Origin of the sequence: Allorhodopirellula heiligendammensis (assembly GCF_007860105.1) — a bacterium.
Lineage (GTDB): Bacteria > Planctomycetota > Planctomycetia > Pirellulales > Pirellulaceae > Rhodopirellula > Rhodopirellula heiligendammensis.
In genome coordinates, this window is sequence record NZ_SJPU01000001.1 from 615,262 (window position 1) to 633,022 (window position 17,761).

At 56.8% G+C, this 17,761-nt stretch carries 17 protein-coding genes; 11 read left to right on the plus strand and 6 right to left on the minus strand.

What is annotated here, in order from left to right; translation table 11 throughout:
• Positions 1 to 281 precede the first annotated feature (281 nt).
• From Poly21_RS02385 to Poly21_RS02400, 4 genes are read right to left on the minus strand one after another with little or no spacing between them, the layout of a single operon-like run.
• Positions 282 to 1,781 (minus strand): DUF1559 family PulG-like putative transporter, encoded by a 1,500-nt coding sequence (locus tag Poly21_RS02385; RefSeq protein WP_146405422.1) that lies wholly within the window; start codon positions 1,779 to 1,781, stop codon positions 282 to 284.
• Between the two features lie 4 nt (positions 1,782 to 1,785).
• On the minus strand, positions 1,786 to 3,261 hold the full coding sequence (locus tag Poly21_RS02390; protein WP_146405423.1) for a hypothetical protein: 1,476 nt from the start codon (positions 3,259 to 3,261) through the stop codon (positions 1,786 to 1,788).
• A complete protein-coding gene (locus tag Poly21_RS02395; protein ID WP_146405424.1) occupies positions 3,258 to 3,887 on the minus strand; it encodes a hypothetical protein in 630 nt (209 codons plus the stop codon). The genes Poly21_RS02390 and Poly21_RS02395 overlap by 4 nt, the downstream gene beginning before the upstream one ends.
• Positions 3,874 to 4,371 carry an RNA polymerase sigma factor gene (locus tag Poly21_RS02400; RefSeq protein WP_302117298.1) on the minus strand — a complete coding sequence of 166 codons (498 nt, stop codon included), beginning with the start codon at positions 4,369 to 4,371 and terminating at the stop codon, positions 3,874 to 3,876. Before Poly21_RS02400 ends, Poly21_RS02395 begins: the two co-directional genes overlap by 14 nt.
• Before the next feature lie 441 nt (positions 4,372 to 4,812).
• Between Poly21_RS02400 and Poly21_RS02405 the strand changes: the two genes are divergently transcribed.
• The 11 genes from Poly21_RS02405 (at position 4,813) to Poly21_RS02455 (ending at position 15,414) form a co-directional block, all read left to right on the plus strand.
• A complete protein-coding gene (locus tag Poly21_RS02405) occupies positions 4,813 to 5,040 on the plus strand; it encodes a Sec-independent protein translocase subunit TatA/TatB (RefSeq protein WP_146405426.1) in 228 nt (75 codons plus the stop codon).
• Between the two features lies 1 nt (position 5,041).
• Positions 5,042 to 5,326, plus strand: coding sequence for a Sec-independent protein translocase subunit TatA/TatB (locus Poly21_RS02410; RefSeq protein ID WP_146405427.1), 285 nt, complete (start codon positions 5,042 to 5,044; stop codon positions 5,324 to 5,326).
• 138 nt (positions 5,327 to 5,464) lie between these two features.
• Positions 5,465 to 5,974, plus strand: a complete 510-nt coding sequence (gene ispF, locus Poly21_RS02415; RefSeq protein ID WP_146405428.1) for a 2-C-methyl-D-erythritol 2,4-cyclodiphosphate synthase — start codon at positions 5,465 to 5,467, stop codon at positions 5,972 to 5,974.
• Between the two features lie 118 nt (positions 5,975 to 6,092).
• Positions 6,093 to 7,115 carry an ROK family protein gene (locus Poly21_RS02420; RefSeq protein ID WP_146405429.1) on the plus strand — a complete coding sequence of 341 codons (1,023 nt, stop codon included), beginning with the start codon at positions 6,093 to 6,095 and terminating at the stop codon, positions 7,113 to 7,115.
• Positions 7,116 to 7,137: 22 nt separating this feature from the next.
• A complete protein-coding gene (locus tag Poly21_RS02425) occupies positions 7,138 to 7,599 on the plus strand; it encodes a RidA family protein (protein ID WP_146405430.1) in 462 nt (153 codons plus the stop codon).
• 48 nt (positions 7,600 to 7,647) lie between these two features.
• A complete protein-coding gene (locus Poly21_RS02430) occupies positions 7,648 to 8,400 on the plus strand; it encodes a 3-keto-disaccharide hydrolase (RefSeq protein WP_146405431.1) in 753 nt (250 codons plus the stop codon).
• 108 nt (positions 8,401 to 8,508) lie between these two features.
• Complete coding sequence (locus tag Poly21_RS02435) at positions 8,509 to 9,519, plus strand: stage II sporulation protein M (protein ID WP_146405432.1); 1,011 nt, start codon at positions 8,509 to 8,511, stop codon at positions 9,517 to 9,519.
• Positions 9,520 to 9,525: 6 nt separating this feature from the next.
• Entirely contained in the window at positions 9,526 to 11,445 is a 1,920-nt protein-coding gene (locus tag Poly21_RS02440; protein WP_146405433.1) for a DUF4129 domain-containing protein, read from the plus strand.
• Positions 11,446 to 11,537: 92 nt separating this feature from the next.
• A complete protein-coding gene (locus Poly21_RS02445; RefSeq protein ID WP_146405434.1) occupies positions 11,538 to 12,884 on the plus strand; it encodes a hypothetical protein in 1,347 nt (448 codons plus the stop codon).
• Positions 12,881 to 13,966 carry a class I SAM-dependent methyltransferase gene (locus Poly21_RS02450; RefSeq protein ID WP_302117301.1) on the plus strand — a complete coding sequence of 362 codons (1,086 nt, stop codon included), beginning with the start codon at positions 12,881 to 12,883 and terminating at the stop codon, positions 13,964 to 13,966. The genes Poly21_RS02445 and Poly21_RS02450 overlap by 4 nt, the downstream gene beginning before the upstream one ends.
• Positions 13,967 to 14,025: 59 nt before the next feature.
• Positions 14,026 to 15,414, plus strand: coding sequence for a sensor histidine kinase (locus Poly21_RS02455; protein ID WP_146405435.1), 1,389 nt, complete (start codon positions 14,026 to 14,028; stop codon positions 15,412 to 15,414).
• A gap of 51 nt (positions 15,415 to 15,465) precedes the next feature.
• Here the strand turns inward: Poly21_RS02455 and Poly21_RS02460 are convergent, their stop codons facing one another.
• Both Poly21_RS02460 and Poly21_RS02465 read right to left on the minus strand, forming a co-directional pair.
• A complete protein-coding gene (locus tag Poly21_RS02460; protein ID WP_146405436.1) occupies positions 15,466 to 16,005 on the minus strand; it encodes a shikimate kinase in 540 nt (179 codons plus the stop codon).
• Between the two features lie 284 nt (positions 16,006 to 16,289).
• Positions 16,290 to 17,705: a hypothetical protein gene (locus tag Poly21_RS02465; RefSeq protein ID WP_146405437.1), complete on the minus strand. Its 1,416-nt coding sequence runs from the start codon at positions 17,703 to 17,705 to the stop codon at positions 16,290 to 16,292.
• Between the last annotated feature and the right edge of the window lie 56 nt (positions 17,706 to 17,761).

Here is a 17,761-nt window from a genome sequence, read left to right on the forward strand (position 1 = left end):
GGGGAGCGCGCTGCGCCACCCTGTGCGAACAGCAAAAAAAACGCGTGCCCTTGAGGTATGCACGTTGTCACAGATCTCGCGAGGGAGCGGACAGAGCGGAACCTTTCCGAGCAATTGATTTCACCGCCTCCGCGGGCGCCCAGGCGAGCAGAGGACGACCAGGCATCGGGCCGCGTCGGGAGGCCCGACCGCTTATACGCCTCGGTTCACGACATTAACGGCGTCGGTGACGCGTTTCCGCTGCGAGTCGAGTGAAGCTCTCGACATGTTGCGATGGGCGATCACCAATCGAACACTTCCCTGCCTGCGATCGTTAGCAAGCCGCGTAGTCGCTCGTTGGTCATGTCGGCTTTCTTGAGCGTATGCACGGCGCCGTCAAAGGCGAGCACGATGACTTCGTCGCGATCGCCAAAAAAGCTACCGATGAGATCGTTTTCATCGAGTTGCCACACTTCAGGCTGCGTCCATGGCACGGCTTGGTCGATCGGCGCGATTGCCACTGCAATCGTATTGCTGGTTCCGTCTGTGATCTCTCGGAAGTGTGGTTTCTCATGTGTACCGTCCCACATTGATCCTTTGATCGCGGGCAGACGGATCGCCGTCATTCCTGCTTCGGCAACAGAACTTTGGAAACCAGCGACAATGGTATGTGTGAATTCCTGATTCGCCTCCGAGTCCCAAGTTTGGTGCTTGTCAATCTCTTCGTAAATTCGTTGCTCGCCCGTGAACGGAGCCGTCGACACACGCCAGCTCAATAGCTCGTCGCCGCTGGCGTTCGTTGTCGCCGGCAGAGGAAAGTGCTTGTACGCAGAATGGTAATTGTGCAGTCCGATGCCGATCTGCTTCATCCTGTTGATCATTGTCTGCGTTCGGGTTTCCTGGCGAGAGTGGTCGACCTGCCCAGACACCTCGTCGAGGATGATCAATGCGATGCTCGCAGCAGGTGGCGGCTGGGACTCGATCATCACGGCGCGGTCGTCTGCCGCGACACGCAGTGCTGATTTCCACGGACCGCGTGCCTCCGTCAACGCATTCACCTGTTCGATAAGACGCTGCACAGCTTCGTCGCTGGTGGCCTGCAGCGCGATTTTGAGCGCCGCCTGCGGAGGCAGTGACCACTGAACATCAATCATCTCGATGTCTTGGACGAGTTGCTGTGGCGAGATGGCAATCGGCAACCATCCAGCGGGTAGAGTCTGCGGCCATAACGCGATTAAATCGTCTCGCGATTCCGGTGGCAGACTGATCACGAATTGATGGTCGAGCTGCCGATTGGCGAGCGGCGAAGCAAAACGCTCTGTTGTCTGAATGGTCCCCGATGCAATGCGTTCAATGTCACGGCCAAAGGTGGCCCAAACAGAATTCACTTTCATGTCGCTGGCAATAACTCCAAAGAGCGATTCCCAAACTTTTGACAACACCTTCCGCAGCGTCTCCGAGTTTTCCGTAGCTGCTTGCACCACGGGCATGCCACTCAAAATGTCACTTGTTCGCCATGAAACGAAGAGGCGATCAGTGCCTGACTGTCGTAGCGCATCAATCTGTTTCTTCACGTCAGTGAAAGCGGCGTTGATCTCTTGGTCGGTAGCACCGTCAAAGTGCGATTGCTTCACCCAGCGTTCCAATTCAACACAGTCAATCTTGGTCAGATCGATCTCGAGCACCGCAACGGTTGACTTGCTCAGCGTGAGCGAATCGGGCGGATCGGCGCTCACGTTGTGTAGATTGGGTGGTGCCTGCGAGATGAGCACGAGCGCAATTAGCATTGTATGTCGGATCATGAGTTCACTCCGTCAGTTCGAGAGGAAGGTTGGTTGCGTTGTCCCCGTGATGACGCTCCGCCCGAGTGAGGTTGGCCGTTCGAGGTGTTAGCAATTCGTAGCCAAAGGGCTCGTTCGAAAACGCATCGGGCCAGGCGGGCAGCGTGAGTTCGTCGAATGACTCCGGCAATCTATCATGCTGCGCCGCGAAGTCGCGGATGGCTTGGATCGTCGCATTGCGAGCAATGGATTGTTTGAAACGGTATTCCGCACGGCATGCTGCGTCGGTAGCCGGAAGGATCAAATTCATGACAATGGCGGCTGGGTTGAATTCCTCTTCTGAGATTCGCCTCATCTCGTCTTCACTTCGGCTGGAATTCTGCAGACGGATCGACTCGGGCAACCACGTCCATTTGAGAATGTTCGATGCGTTACGATCCACTTCGATCGCAAAGGCACGCAACACGCACTCACTATCGGAGAGTTCGTCGACGCGATCGCCCCATCTGGTTTCTCGTCGCAGGTATTCTCTCGATTGTTCGGCGGTCGCGATCACAATTAAACCGGCCTTGAGCAGTGACATTGATGGCGTCTCGCTGTCGCTTTTTCGGAAGCTCATTGATCGCAGTTCGCTGTAGGATCGGATGATTTCGCGAAGTTTCGCTCGCGCCGCAACCTCGCCGATGGGCGCGTCTGGATTCTTTGCGAGTCCTGGTGCGAGATTCGGTATCACTTGCACCTCCTGATCGATCGCGCCGCGAGTATCCAGTAATCCTTCAGGCAATGCGGCGAGTGCCCAGTAAAAGTTAGGGCAGTTTTCGATGGATGACGCCTCTTCAATCGCCTCCAAAGTGATACCGGCAATCATCATCCCTACCAGCCGACTGATAAGGAGATTGCCGGCACGACCTGACATCTCAGAAAGTCGAAACATCGTCTGCATCGTCCGGGTGAAATCCTCCCAGCGACCTGAATGCATCTCCAGCTTGGCCCGCAACCGCAACAGTCTGGCCAGCGTGCGGGACTCTTGGACCTCCGGAAGCAACAAGGCATAAATTTCCTCAAGAGACTGCGAAGCGTCCACGATCGGATAATCGATCAGCATGCAATCGGTCGCACGCTCCAACTCAGCGAGCGAATCGCTGTAGTGCGACAGGAATTCGTCGATCTCTTCCCCATGCTCCGGTTTCCAGTCCGACTCGAACCAGCGGTCGTAGCGTTCGGGCGTTAATTCAACGTCACGATTGCGTAGTCGGGTGGTCGTGGACATCAACACCGCACGCGAAAAGAACGGCATCGCGTTGGTTTGCTTTTGCACATGAAGTGGTGGCCAAAATTGATATCGCAGCGCCGACTGGGGCTCCGCTGCTGGGCTGATCACCAGCGTGTGAACAAACGAGTCATCCGTTTCGCGTTGGCTAACGGTGACCTGCGCCCGTCCAGCAGTTACCCCAGCGATCACCAGCAGTCCGGCAACGATTGGTGTTAAAACTCGATTCATAGTGAATCCTCCCAGTTGAGATAGTCCATGCGAGTGAGCGTTGAAACGAAAGTTTCGCTGCTGCCAGCGTCGGCGGTGTCATTCCTGTTGACTGGCGCCGCGATCGACAGGCCATAGGCGTTCAATTCACGTTGCTCCCAGGAATCCTGCAGCCCAGTCGTGAGGATTGCGGCTCGCGACTGGGGTGCACTATCCGGTATGGTGAAACCAGTCGGCGGTTGATTGTTGTGGATCGCTCTGTACTCCTCGTCATGACTGCGATGCGCTGTACTGCTGCGATCCGCTGTACTGCTGCGATCCTCTGTACTGCTGCGATCCTCTGTACTGCTGCGATCCTCTGTACGGATCGTGAAGTGATCAGCGACTATTCCGCGATTCTCTGCGATGGTTGGGCGGATCCCATACCCCGCAGCAAATGCCGCAGTAAGGCAGGCGGCGATCGCCGCGACGATCGCCAACGAGTGCGAAGCTCCTCGCTTCGATTGCTCCGGCACGTCACTGTTGGACGATGCCGCCGCATACCCCATCTCATAGAAAGCGACACGTGGATCTGTAGTTCCCGTTTGCGGTTTCAACTGCGAGAGTTGTGTGAGGAATGCTCGCTCACTCGAGTTATCGTGTGACATCGCTGGCCCTTCGAAGTTGATTGCTGAGCACGTTGAGTGCGAGGTGGTAGTGTCGGTGTGCCGAGCTACTGGAGACGTCCAGCACATCGGCGATGGTGTCAAATGTCATTTCGCCCCACACTCTCATGGTGATGATTTGGCGGGACAGTTCATCCAGCGTTTCCATGGCTTGTGAAAGCTGGTCCGCATCGACGTCGGCGGTGGTGTCTGGCTCGCGAAACCATCGTTGCTCGCCATGGGCAGCCTCTCGACGTTGCCGCCGCGATTCTGCCCGCATGCTGTCGAGGATCCGGTTGCGAGTCACTCGAACTAACCATCCCATGACATCGCGGGGTTCGATCGACTGTTTGGATAGCTCGATGAATGCATCCTGGACGGCATCTTCGAGGAGCGGGAAAGCCACACTGCCATCGATCGATCGTGCAATCAGCAGCAATCTCGCGTGGTGGGCGTCCCAGATCTCGCAAAGCCGGTTTGGATTCACTTCCGTTGATTCTCGCTGGCGGTTCAAATGCGTTCGTTCTGTACCAAGGACGACGAAGCCGCCAGTTTATCCCAGAAAAATGAGTGGCCTTTGACGCGGCCGCCCGGCCTGTCTATAATTCCAGCATCACGGGGTAAATTGCCAACAGCGGCGGTTGTCCCGCGTTCTTCGGTCCCGGAGATGTTTGTGGACGACCGATTGTGCTCGAGCGAGCAGGATCGGGAGGCTCTGCATTCGATCTACCCGCTTTCGCCGAGGTTGTTCGCTAATTCTAAAACGCTGTATCGATGAGGTCGCCCTAGGCTGCTCGAACGAGTATGTCGGTGGCTACGTCGAACTGATAGCGTCTTGATGCGGACGACATCCAAATCATTCCTAGTCGATGATTTTGGTTCACACTTTCATGTTCGAAATACCCAACCAATCTGCGGGACAAATGTCATGTTGACCACTCTCACCTCTCCGGCCTTGCTGCTCGGTTTTATCGGGGGCATGCCCGGCACCTCGGAGTTATTGATCATTCTCTTCATCGCCTTATTGCTCTTTGGTGGCTCCAAGCTGCCCTCATTGATGAGGAACTTGGGCAAGAGTGCGAACGAGTTCAAGCGGGGCATGGCTGAATCGACGGACGACGTTGACGAGTCGGAAAAGCTGCACGAAAAGGTCTGAGATGTTTGGTCTCAGTTTTTTCGAGATGTCCGTCATAGGGATCATTGCGGTCGTCCTATTTGGTGGCAACCTGCCCGAGGTGGCGAGGAAGTTCGGCCATTCGTACAGCCAGTTGCGGCGCAGCTTGCACGACGTGCAGCAGCAATTCCGCGAGGCGCAGCGAGATGTTGATCGTGCAATGGCGGTCGATAACCAGTCGAAATCGAACGCCAAAGCCGGGAGTTACGATGAGGACGAAGATGACACGCCCGAACCCTCCGCACCCAAGTTCACACCGCCAAGCTGAGCAGTAGTACGGGACCGTAGTCCCGTCGGAGGCCCCGTTTCGTTCAATCGTTTCCTCACGGCTCGCTGGAAACCCAATTGCTCGCTGGGGGGCTGAATGGCTTGCTCGGGACAATGGTCCCAGGCTACGAGTTAACCTATGTCGTCTTCCCCACTTCCGTTTCGCATCGGCCTCGGTTACGACTCCCATCGACTGGAGCGGGGGGGGCCGCTACGGATCGGTGGTATCGACATTGGCGATGACGGGCCGGGGTATTTTCATGCGATCGGACACAGTGATGCCGATGTGTTGCTCCACGCGGTAACCGACGCGTTAGTCGGGGCCATCGCAGCGGCGGATATTGGCCGTTTGTTTCCCGATGACGCGGAAATTAATCGAGACCGCGATAGTGCGGAGTTCGTTACCGCGGCGCTGACGAAGGTTAGCGAGGCCGGATATCAAGTGGGCAATCTCGACGCCGTCATTCTGGCTCAGCAGCCAAAGATGGCACCGCATATCGATACCATGCGGCAGCGGATCGCAAGCCTGCTCGGGTGCCCGCTTGATGCGATCGGGCTGAAGGCGAAGACCGGCGAAGGTGTCGACGCGGTGGGGCGCAGTGAGGCGATTGCCGCGCGGGTCGTCGTGATGCTGCTACGGGCAGATTAGCCGAGTCCCCTGGAATTCAATCTGCCCGCTGCTCGCCCGTGTATCCGGAGCGACTGAATCTGTTTATGCTAGCAATCGCACGAGGTAAGTTAGCCCCATCAAACGCTCGAGGGTTGTTTTGAAAGATATTTGGATTGGCTTCGATCTAGGCGGCACGAAGATGCTGGCCGTTGCATTCGACAGCGACATGAACCCCGTCGCTCGTCGGCGCCGGAAGACTCGCGGCAGCGACGCGGGCATTGCACGGATCGTCTCCACGATCAAAAAAATGCTTGACGAGAGTGAAATTGATCCAAAGCGTGTTGCTGGGATTGGCATCGGATGTCCCGGCCCGATCGACCTCGACGCTGGACGCCTACTTTCGTCCCCCAATCTTGGCTGGGACACCGTTGATGTGCGGGAAGTGCTCAGCAAACAGTTCGATTGTCCAGTCGCGGTTGTCAATGACGTGGATGCCGGCGTGTACGGTGAATATCTTTTTGGTGCCGCGGAAGGCAGTCGCTGTGTTGTAGGAATCTTCCCGGGGACTGGGATCGGGGGCGGGTGCGTTTACGAAGGCAAGATTCTGCACGGTGCAGGCATCTCCTGCATGGAGATCGGGCACACCCGAATTAGCTCGGGCGTCCGCTGCAGTGGTGGAGAAATTCCGGGCACCCTCGAGACGGAGGCGAGCCGCCTGGCGATCGCGTCGGAGGCAGCCAAGCTAGCCTATCGTGGCGAAGCCCCCGCGCTCTTTAAAGACGCTGGTACTGATCTCTCGTCGATACGTAGCGGCACGTTAGCGGACGCCGTGACGAACGGTGACAAGGAAGTTGAGCGAGTGATCAAAGAGGCAGCGACGGTTATCGGCTACGCCGTTGTGAACGTCGTCCACATGCTGTGCCCTGACAAAATTGTGCTCGGGGGTGGTTTGGTCGAAGCCATGGAGAGTCTGTTACTCGATGGCGTTCGCAAGACCGCACACGCGTGTGTCATGCCGGTGTATAAAGATCGGTTCAAAGTTGTCGCTGCCAAACTCGGTGACGATGCGGCAGTGATGGGAGCGGCCGCGCTGGCTCGGTCTGAATTTGGAGAGGCCCCTGCCGCACCGCAGGGTGATCAGGAGCCCAGCCAGAACGCGAAAAAGAAACCCGGCAAATAGTTACCAATCGGAAACCAGAAAGATGAGTCACGACGCCCGCATCGAGCAGCTGAATCTCGAATTGCCGCCACCGCCCCAAGCCATGGGGCTGTACAAGCCGATCGTACAGGTGGGAAATTTGGTTTACTTGTCCGGTCATGGACCATTGCAGAGCGACGGTTATCCTCTGTCAGGTCGGTTGGGAGCGGACATGGACGTCGACAGTGGTCAGGCCGCTGCGCGATTGACTGGTCTCGCCATGTTGTCGACCCTTCGTAATCATCTCGGAACTTTGGACCGCGTCTCGCGTTTAGTTAAACTATTGGGACTTGTCCGCTGCACTGAAAGTTTTAATGCCCAACCGGCTGTGATCAACGGCTGCAGCGAATTGTTCCGCGAAGTCTTCGGCAACGAGGCTGGCATTGGTGCTCGCAGCGCTATCGGGGCGTCGGCATTGCCTGCCGACATGGCTGTCGAAATCGAAGCCATCTTCGAAGTCGAATAGCGTATCCTCTCTCCCCTCTACCACGTCCCTATCATTCAAACCCTTCCCATGAAAAAATATCTATTCAACTCGATTGCTGTTCTCTCTCTGGTCTGTTCGTGCAGCTGGGCTGTTGCCGAAGAGTATTTGACTGGAATCGATTGGGCGGAACCGGAAATTGTCACGCCGGGCAAGACTGACAACGATCCGCCCTCGGACGCGACGGTATTGTTCGGTAAGGCTTCGGACATCTCCAATTGGAAGGGAGCCGATACGTGGAAAACCGACGGCGACGTGTTGATTACAGGAAGCGGAATGATTCGCAGCGAGGCTGAATTCGGCGACTGCCAAGTCCACATTGAATGGTCAGCCCCGACGCCTCCAAAAGGCAACTCACAAGGGCGTGGTAATAGCGGTGTCTTCTTGATGGGGATCTACGAAATGCAAGTGCTCGATTCCTTCGATAACAAAACCTACTTCGATGGCCAAGCGGCGTCGATCTACAAACAGACACCGCCAGCGGTCAATGCTATGCGGCCACCGGGTGAGTGGAATAGCTATGACATCTTTTGGACGGCACCACGGTTCAGCGAAGACGGTGAACTTGAGTCACCGGCCTACATCACGGCGACCCACAATGGTGTGTTGGTGTTAAATCATTTTGCACTGCTCGGAGACACGCCATTCAATCGTGCACCTCAGTACAAAGACCGTGGACCTCAAGGCCCCATCGCTCTGCAGGACCATGGTAACCCAGTACGTTTTCGAAATATTTGGGTGCGAGACTACAAACCGGCCCAGAAGGCGACTGAAAAAGAGTAAGCCGACGCTGTGCTTCAACGCAGCGGTAGCTTGGGATCTAGCTCTCGAGCGAACAGTTGAATCTCGGACGGGACGATGGTCCCATCCTACGAATTGGATTCCTTACGCATGAACATCGCGACGCTCCTCGAAAAACGGCACTGCAATTGGGCTGAGCTGGAGCGTCTATGCGAAGCGATGGAAGTGAGCGGAAAAACTCATAAAGCGGGTGAACAGTACCGAGGAGCCGCTGGTATTGTACGTTTTGCCGCACTCTACCGCGGCGCGTGCGCGGATCTCGCGCTGGCAGACGCGTATCAATTGCCGCCCTCGACGGTGACGTATCTGCACCGGCTCGTCGCTCGGGCTCACAACCAACTTTATCGCAGCGGCAAGTTCTCTCCGGTTGGATTCTTCGAGCTGGTATTTCGTGAAGCCCCCCAGCAAATCTTTGCCGATTCCTGCGTGCGCGTGGCGACCATCGTATTCTTCGGCATGTTTGCGTTATCGATGTACCTAGGTTACGAGCAGACGCTCTTTCCAAGCTTTGCTGCCAACGTGGTCGGCCAGGGGCAACTCGAAGCACTGGAGTCCATGTACGAACAAAAAATCAGTGGTTCACTGAGTCATTACGTGGGCATGTCCGGGTTCTACATCATGCACAACACAGGTATTGGATTGCAGTGTTTCGCATATGGGATCCTACTGATCCCCTGCCTCTATCTTTTAGCGTACAACGGCGTTGCACTGGGCACGATGTTCGGATACATGGCCCGCGAGAACACCGTGGGCAGCGATAATTTCTTTCACTTCGTGACAGCACACGGTCCTTTCGAATTGACTGCCATCGCTTTGTCTGCGGCGGCAGGATTGCGGTTGGGAGTTGGTTTCTTTCATACCGAGGGACTCACTCGAATCGATTCGATGCGGCGATCGGCACATCGCAGCGTGCCGATCATGGCGGCCGCAGCGACCCTGTTTGTACTGGCAGCGTTCACCGAAGGGTTCCTCTCCCCCAGCTCCGCCCCATACCTGCTGAAGGCCGCGTGGGCGATCATGTCATCGGCACTGATCAGCTTCTACTTTGTGGTGTTGGGATTCCCCCGCGCACGTCACCGCCTCCCGATGCAAGTCGAGTAGTCTGCCGTGCAACTCGATCGAACTCATGTCGCAATTCGTGTGCGAACACTTTCGGAAATCGGCGATCTGTCATTGGTGATGATTCGACGGTATCCCAAAGCCGTCTTTCAAGCATTCTTTTTGGGAGCGGCCTTTTGGATCGTCGCGGATCTGTTGCTACTCGGTTGGTTACCGCTGCAATCGCCCCGGGAAGATGTGTTCGGCGATGATTCGTCGGGAGATCAGTTTCGGTATTTATTTTGGATGGCCACGCTCGTGTTTCTGCAAGCGCCAATCGCAGGAGCGCTGACGACGTACACATTGGGGCAATCTATTTTTGAACAACAAATTTCGTTGAGGAAAGCGATTCGAGAGGTGCGTCCGGTACTTTGGCAATTGATTCGTGTGCTGGGCATTCGTCGCTTAGCGATACCAGCGATGATTGTCGTCGGGCTGCGTTGGGGCGCAGCGACCGATGTTTTCGTCGACTTTTTTGTGCCGGTTTTCCTGTTGGTGGTGGTCGCTCTGATCCGCAGCAGTCGCCCATTCGTCGCTGAGATGATCCTGCTTGAACGGTGCCCATTGCGAAGCAAACAACCCGAAGTGATCACTTTGGGCCGCCGTTCCAAAGCTCTGCATTCACCGATGGCGAGTGAACTTGGCGGACGCTTTTTGACGGTTTCGATGACCCTTACGATGCTTCTGGGCTGTGTTTTTTTCGCATTGCTCTGGATGCGCGGAATGGCTCTGGGGAACTGGACAGCAGATTCGTTCGCACTGCTCGTCTTCTACCCGCTGGCCTTGTGGCTGGTTGCGTCCCTGAGCGTCGTGATGAAACTTCTCGGCTATCTCGACGCAAGGATTCGTTTGGAGGGTTGGGAAGTCGAGTTGGCCATCCGCGCTGAGGCGATTCGGCAGTTCGGCGAGGATTCGATGTCCGTCGTCCTGCAGCCGAGAACGACAGGTGCTTCTCATGCGGCACTCACGCTGCCGGATGCGACTGTCATCACGAGCGAAACGCAGCCCAACGAAGGTGCGAACGACGATTTATCTCAGGACGCGCCGTCGCAGGTAGGCACTACCCAGGCAGCGGCGTCAGTACCGAGTGTCAAAACACTCGCGTTTTGGGGGGCCTGCGTGTTGGCGAACCTCGCATCCTCGCCCCCCTTGAACGCTGCTCCACGGCACGCCGAAAGAGTCGCTGCCGATGTATTTTCCGTCGCGTCAGTATCCGAGAGACCCGTGGTAGCTGACTCGCCATGGTTCGACTCCGAGCGGGGAGAGCTGCGTTCGATAGAGCTGCGCGACAATCGCGTCGATTCCAAAAATCGCAATAGTCGATGGCTGCCCGAACCGACCCAGCGGCCGACGAAACCGTCGAATTCCCAGTCTTCATCCGCCAGTACGTCTCCGGCCAGCAGCACTGGGGTGAGCTACTTCATCGGTTGGACGCTACTGATCGCTATCGTTTGCGGGTTGGTGGCGCTGCTGTTGTATGTGTTCGCTAATAGCTCGTTTGACTTTCGTAACGAAATGCCCATTCAAACGATGGCGAGCGGTGGAGTGCTCGATGAACAAACGAAACAACGAATTGCTGAGTTGCCTGCCGAATTGCGAGGCACGAGTGTCAGTCCGCGAGCAGAGCTCGAGCGATTGCGGCAGACTGGAGATTTTGACCGCGCAATTATCTTCCTTTTTGGACACCAATTATTGATGCTCGACCGGGTGGGCCAAATTCGCCTCTCACGCTGGAAAACGAATAACCAGTACGTCCGTGAGACGATGCAATCCTCGCCACCAATGGGCGAGCAACTACGCGACACCGTCGCTGCATTTGAACGCTCCTACTTCGGAAAGCATCCTTTGACAGGCGAGCAGTTCGAACGGCTGTGGCAAGCAAATCTCGAGATGGAAGCGACGATAGCGATGTACGGAGTGACAGCATGACTGCCCTCGGAGCGACTCCAGCCGTCTGGTTATCCAGATATCCACTGTCGCGCGCGTGCTCCACTCGCGTCTCGCATCGCTCCGTAGTCGGAATGGATCATGAAACCCTGTCCTCCGCGGACGGATTTCACCTCATTCGGTCTCGAAGTGCGTGGCGTCCGAAAGAATTCCTGCGAGGCCGCGGGCGGAAGTTGGCGATTGTTTTCAACCTCGCCAAAAGTTCGAGTGTAGTCGGCAGCCTGCTGCTCTTCGTCTTGCTGTGCAGTGGATGCTCGCGTTTTTCAACCGAATATGGCGCCAGCGACGGGGTGCCAGGGGACGAGAGTCTAAACGGATTTGGGGCGTTTCGTACCGCGCTTGAAGGTGCCCCAGCAGGTTTGGTTCCGGAACTCGAGATTCACGATGTCGCCCGACTATCTGATCGTGAGTCCGAGAGTGATGCGATTGTTTGGCTTCCCACACGCTGGCCTCCCAGTAATCCGCAAGAGGTCCAAGAGTGGCTCGATCGCTGGCTGGCCCAGGATCATCGTACGTTGATATTTGTCGTACCTGATAGTGGCAGCACCGAGGCCTATTTCCGGGAAGCTTCTGCAACGGCGCCCGCGGATCAGCGTTTGAGTTATCGGCGGCGGTTGGCACAACTGATTAACGAGCGTTTGCTCGCCGAAGCCAACCGGAGCGATATTGGTTTAGGAGACTGGTTTACCGCGCGAGCATTGCCCTACCGAGTGGAGCTGCCAGGCCGCCGCCTCGTCGACTTTTCCGTCGAGCAGAGCACGGCGCAACCACCGGCTGCTAGTAACTCGACAGATCCACTTCACTTTGAGGTCGTGGAACAGGAAGCTGCGGATGCGGCCACCGGATCAAGATCGCTGACGACACTAGCGAGGATTACCCGTGATCGCTGGAAGAGCTCACAGGTTTTGGTTGTCTCCAGCGGGTCGTTGCTCACCAATTTTGCGATGACCGCACCGGCTGCACGCGAGTTGACGCGTGATCTTCAAAACGCGATTCGACGCATCAGCGAGACAGATCCAGCGACACCAATCACGGTGGGCTTCTTGTCATCTCGCTATACCGCGATTCCGATTTCAGCAGCGCAGCCCGGATTGCCCAAAGCGAGAGGTTGGGAGTTAATGACCGAGATGCCACTGAGTTTGATTAATCTTCATGTGGCCTTTCTCGGAATCGTTTTATGCCTCATGCTGCTGCCCGTATTTGGTCGGCCACGAAGTGTTCGCTACAACCAACCGACGCATTTCGGAAACCATCTTTCTGCGATGGCGGCATTGATGCGGCGCAGTGGCGGAACCGTCTATGCCAAGCAGAAAATCAGCGCGTACCTGCGACTGGTCCGTGGCGAAACGTCTGGACCCTGGGTGTTACCCCAAGAGGACGCTGTGGATTCAGAGCACCCTAATGAAACCGAAACCCGATGAACAAGTCCACTCTACCGGCCCGCAACGACGATTCTTCGTCAGCACGCCCTGACGGCCCCAGTTTCGTGATGCTGAGCTGTGCCCACGGTGCCGAAGGCATTGTGAAATCCACGATCGCTGAGGATGGGTGGCGTCTCTCGTTCTCGCGCCCCGGTTTTGTCACGGCCAAACACGATGGTTTACGCTCGCCGCCCAGCGGTATTTTTATTCGTACGGCATCTCGTTCACTCGGCAGTGGCAAGTCAGGTGACGCCGATGAATTGATTGATCGATTGATCGAATCAACTCAGTCCCTCACTCTCCCGGTTGACCATCTGCACGTATACCCACGTGACCGCGCACCCATCGGTCGATTTGATTTCGAACCTGGCCCCGACGAAGTGTCGACGGCGGTGGCCGAGCGAATCCATCAACGACTCGGCCCTGATCGCGTTCGATGCGCGACCCCAAATGAGATCGCCCAGCCGTCACAAACCATTCTCGACGTGGTGCTCATCGATCCCTCTCACTGGTTCTTTGGTATCCATACAGCGACAACGTTGCCGAGTCGTTGGCCTGGAGGTGTGCAACCGGTTGCACCTGAGTATGAGCCGATCTCTCGAGCGTACTACAAGGCAGCGGAATCGATTGCGTGGAGCGGGTTCGATCTTCGCCCCGATGACTTAGCGGTCGAGGTAGGCAGTGCCCCCGGGGGCGCATGTGGCCGCTTGCTCGAAATGGGGCTACACGTGATTGGTGTGGATCCCGCCGAAATGGATCCGAGAATTGCTGATCATCCGCGGTTCATTCATTATGCCGCCCGGGCGGGCGACCTACCCCGTCGAGTCTTTCGCGGAGCCAAGTGGCTGTTAGTTGATTCCACCGTCAAGCCAGATGCGACGTTGAGCACGGTCCGCAATATGATCGAAAGTCGCGAGACGAGTTTCCAGGGATGTTTGATTACCATGAAACTGGGAGACTATGAACGCGCCAGTCAAATACCGCGTTGGGAGCGGGAAGTTCAACGATGGCGACCCAAGCAGGTTGAAATACGTCACCTGGCTCGGAATCGCTGTGAAGTCTGCTTCGCTGTGACCCTGTGAAGCCGCACGTTTTCGTCGCTACCGTCGCCCGGCGGTTACGATTCGCAGAGTAAAACGCCATGAAACTCGCCGCCAAGCTCATTCTTGTTTTCCTGCTCGGTGTTCTCGCAATCGTCTCGATGTTTGCCTGGCAGACAATCCAGAGACAGCGTCTCTGGGATGAACAACGCCGGTCTGCGCATGCTGCCGACCTCGCTGAAACTCTGACGCCCGCGATCGAGGAAGCCTACAAAAAAGGGGGCACAATCACGGTTCAGCAGGCGCTGGAGATTTCCACACGCCAGCTCAGCGGGCCGCAGGTGCGCTGGATCGACCGCCAGGAAGTTACTGGAAACGCTGCGTCGCAGACCACCGAGACCACTTCGAGACAAACCACAAGTCTGACAATCACCGACGCCGATGGAAACCGCAAGTCGTATTCATACGTGCCCATGCAAATTGGCGATGAAAACGCGGGAACCGTCGAGATAGCGGAGCCTTTAGCCGACCAAGATGCGTTTACCCGACGGTCGTTTCTAACTTCGGTTTTGCTCTTGATCGGCGTCGCGATACTTTCGGCGGCCGTCATCTTTTTCGGAGGTATCACGCTAGTAGGCAGGCCTCTGAGTCGATTGATTGCTCAGGTCAATCAGATCGGAGCTGGCAAGGTCGACCTGCCCCCTGCGTTGACGAGCAACGATGAGCTGGGCCGACTCGCGTTGGCGATCAGCGAAATGAGTCACCGGATCGGGCGGCAGCGCGACACCATTCGGCATACCGATCGGCTCGGCACAATTGGAACGCTCGCCGCTGGGATGGCTCACGAATTGGGCACGCCGCTCAATGTTGTCGCAGGTCGTGCGGGATTGATCAAAAGCGGAAAGCTGAACGCCGAAGAAGTCGCCTCGAGCGCTGCGACAATCCAAAGTGAAGCTGAGAGAATGACGGTAATCATTCGCCAGCTTCTTGACTTCGCGAGGCAGAAGCCGTCTGCCCATCACTTACTCGAGTTGAATGACCTCGTGGGGCAAACCTGCGAGGTTCTGCGACCTTTGGCGGCGAAATCGAATGTCGAAATGATTGTGGATCTACCCGATGAGATTGTCTCGATTGACGGTGATCCAGCCCAAGTTCAACAGGTGCTGACGAACCTCATCACCAACGCGGTCGCGGCGATGCCGAATGGTGGCGTGGTGACTGTCACGCTGGCTCAGCGAGCTGACGACCTAGTACAGAATCAGCTGGCAGAAATTCGAGTTACCGATGGTGGCGTGGGTATCGATCCGCAGGACGTCGAACGAATTTTTGAACCCTTCTATACGACCAAGGACGTTGGTCAAGGCACGGGGCTCGGCTTGTCCATTGCCTATGGCATCGTCCGCGAGCACGGCGGCAATCTCCGATTCGATCGCGCTCCTGAGAGAGGGTCCCAGTTCACGGTGACGTTTCCAGTTTTCGCTCCGGAATAATTTGAAACTCGGTACAAATGGGTCAATGTGGAGCGGGCACAGCTTGCTGGCTTACTCCTCCGCTCTTCGACGTAAGAACGCAGTTTCGATCTCTTGGACAATTTGTGGGATTGCTTGCAATGTTGTATCGATTCGCACATCAGCGACCTCGCGGTACAATGGCTCTCGCTGATTCATCACGGCGATTATTTCCTCAGTGGGTGTTAAACCCGTCAGTGCAGGTCGGCGCGTCCCAGTCGTATGATCGGTGGCAAGTCGCTCGGCGATGACCGCTGGATCGGCGTCCAGCCAGACGCACCAGCCCGTTGTCGCGATGGCAGTACGATTCACAGGGCTGAGAATCGCGCCGCCACCGAGAGCGATCACGCTGGGGCGATGCTGCGCTACGCTCTGGAGAGCGAGTGTTTCGCGGTGGCGGAACCCAGGTTCACCTTCCTCCGCGAAAATCTTGGCAATTGAGGTCCCGGCAGTGGACTCGATCACGTCATCAAGATCAGTCCACGGCAAGTTGAGCTGCGCGGCCAAAAGCTTGGCAACCGTGCTCTTGCCGCAGCCGCGATAACCGGTCAAATAGAGATGAGGTCGTTTCATGGCAACATATTTTAGCCGTTTGGGCGCTAGCGGACTGTTGAGTTAGTCGCTTTCGCTGTGCGAATGCACCACTCCTAACCCGAAACGCGAGGGAGGTATGAGCTGGTCTACCTCGCGGGCACGTCGGGTTCGTAAATCAACGGGCCACTAGTCCCGGTGGATCGATTGGGCCTCAGGCGAGACGCAAAGTTTTTACCTGACGTTAGCATGGTCCAGCTAGGGTGGAGTCCCCGTTCTGGCGATTGCAGCTACCCGAACTTCTTGATTCGCGAACGCTTTAAACATCACCGAGGTTGCGAGACTGGAGTGGTCTCGCCCCGGTGCGGTTGCAACCGACTGATCCGTGCGGCTGGTTCTGTGTCCTCGAGTACACGATCTCCTGCACGACTCACGGGCATGTCGCTGGCCACGGGCATGTCGCTGGCAAGCCCGTTTTGCGGCAACGCGTGTCGTGGTGGTCGAAGGATCGACAAGAGACCACTGGTCTGCCCTGACAATGGGATCCAGACGCTGTGTGATGGGGCGAACAGACGTGCTAAATTGAGCGAATCAGTCCACTTGGCACTCGAGAATACGATTGGCCTTCCGCCCGCTGAAACAACGACTTCGGCGGGCAGCCATTCTCGTCCAGGCAGACTACGGCAGATTCCTTCGACTCGCAGCTGAGCCGAGTACAAGTCAAAACGCAGCGCCAATGCATCGAAGCTGAAATCATCGGCCGTTGCGACCGCGAGTCGACAGCCCAGGTCCTCAGCGAGCCGCGGCAAGAGTGATGCAGACATCCAGCCTTCGTCAGCAGTCAATTGTCCCGCCACGTTGACCGACCAATCTTGGTCGAGTTGGCAACGGTCAATCGAAATCATGCCGCGGCCGCGAACCTGGTGTGGTAAGTTTTGCGTGAGTTGGCCCAAGTCAATGTCACGGAAATGCCCAGCGAGATTGACGGACCATGCTGGATCGGTGATGCCGTCCTGGCGTGTCCCCGCGAAGCTGCCGTCAAAGGTTGCGTCGGCACCCAAGCGGTTCAGGAACGGGTAGTAGTCAGCGAGTACCGCGAGCGGTAGATGCACCTCGCCGGTCTGTAGCGACCACGCTGTTGTCGGCGGTGATGTTCCACGATTCCGGGTAACTTCGATCTGAATTCCCTCGCTGTCTTGGCGATGCCCGGCAGGAATGCAGCGGACGGTCGCCCACACCGTGTTTTCGCGCGTCTCCAGCCAAGCGTCGAAATCTTGGATCGTCTGGGCGGTCGAGCTGCCACGAAGTGTGACATCATCGGCGGCGATGCGTACCGGCACTCGGGTCTGATCTGGTTGACATAGAAAACGGTAGTGCAGCAACTCGGCAACCTGCTCGAGTGACTCGACCCGGATTTCGGGTTGGCTGAGCCGGATCACGGTGTTTTCACTCTGCGAGATCCACTGGAGCGAACGAACCGACGCCACCGGCTGGAGGGTTTCGGGATCGGACAAACGCACATCGGTTAACCGCCATGTCGATGGATCGGCCCGGTCAAAATCGCCGATTTCGACACGCAATCCCGTCATCAGGGCCACGCGAGATTCGATCGCATGGCGGGCTCGGTGGTGGTACCAAGGCGTCCAGGTCACCAGGATCGCGAGCATCGTCAGGCCAGTGGGAGCGGCGCAGCAGCCAACGAACAGCCATCGAGCGAGCGCCCGCGTCGTTCGTTCGTGCATGGCAAATCCGTCCTGAGCGGAAACGAGAGAGAGCAACTATCTCTGAAACTACTCGA

Coding starts and splice junctions, on each gene's coding strand:
- Poly21_RS02385 (WP_146405422.1), bottom strand. CDS start 1,781: ATGATCCGACATACAATGCTAATTGCGCTCGTGCTCATCTCGCAGGCA.
- Poly21_RS02390 (WP_146405423.1), bottom strand. CDS start 3,261: ATGAATCGAGTTTTAACACCAATCGTTGCCGGACTGCTGGTGATCGCT.
- Poly21_RS02395 (WP_146405424.1), bottom strand. CDS start 3,887: ATGTCACACGATAACTCGAGTGAGCGAGCATTCCTCACACAACTCTCG.
- Poly21_RS02405 (WP_146405426.1), top strand. CDS start 4,813: ATGTTGACCACTCTCACCTCTCCGGCCTTGCTGCTCGGTTTTATCGGG.
- Poly21_RS02410 (WP_146405427.1), top strand. CDS start 5,042: ATGTTTGGTCTCAGTTTTTTCGAGATGTCCGTCATAGGGATCATTGCG.
- ispF (WP_146405428.1), top strand. CDS start 5,465: ATGTCGTCTTCCCCACTTCCGTTTCGCATCGGCCTCGGTTACGACTCC.
- Poly21_RS02425 (WP_146405430.1), top strand. CDS start 7,138: ATGAGTCACGACGCCCGCATCGAGCAGCTGAATCTCGAATTGCCGCCA.
- Poly21_RS02430 (WP_146405431.1), top strand. CDS start 7,648: ATGAAAAAATATCTATTCAACTCGATTGCTGTTCTCTCTCTGGTCTGT.
- Poly21_RS02435 (WP_146405432.1), top strand. CDS start 8,509: ATGAACATCGCGACGCTCCTCGAAAAACGGCACTGCAATTGGGCTGAG.
- Poly21_RS02445 (WP_146405434.1), top strand. CDS start 11,538: ATGGATCATGAAACCCTGTCCTCCGCGGACGGATTTCACCTCATTCGG.
- Poly21_RS02450 (WP_302117301.1), top strand. CDS start 12,881: ATGAACAAGTCCACTCTACCGGCCCGCAACGACGATTCTTCGTCAGCA.
- Poly21_RS02455 (WP_146405435.1), top strand. CDS start 14,026: ATGAAACTCGCCGCCAAGCTCATTCTTGTTTTCCTGCTCGGTGTTCTC.
- Poly21_RS02460 (WP_146405436.1), bottom strand. CDS start 16,005: ATGAAACGACCTCATCTCTATTTGACCGGTTATCGCGGCTGCGGCAAG.
- Poly21_RS02465 (WP_146405437.1), bottom strand. CDS start 17,705: ATGCACGAACGAACGACGCGGGCGCTCGCTCGATGGCTGTTCGTTGGC.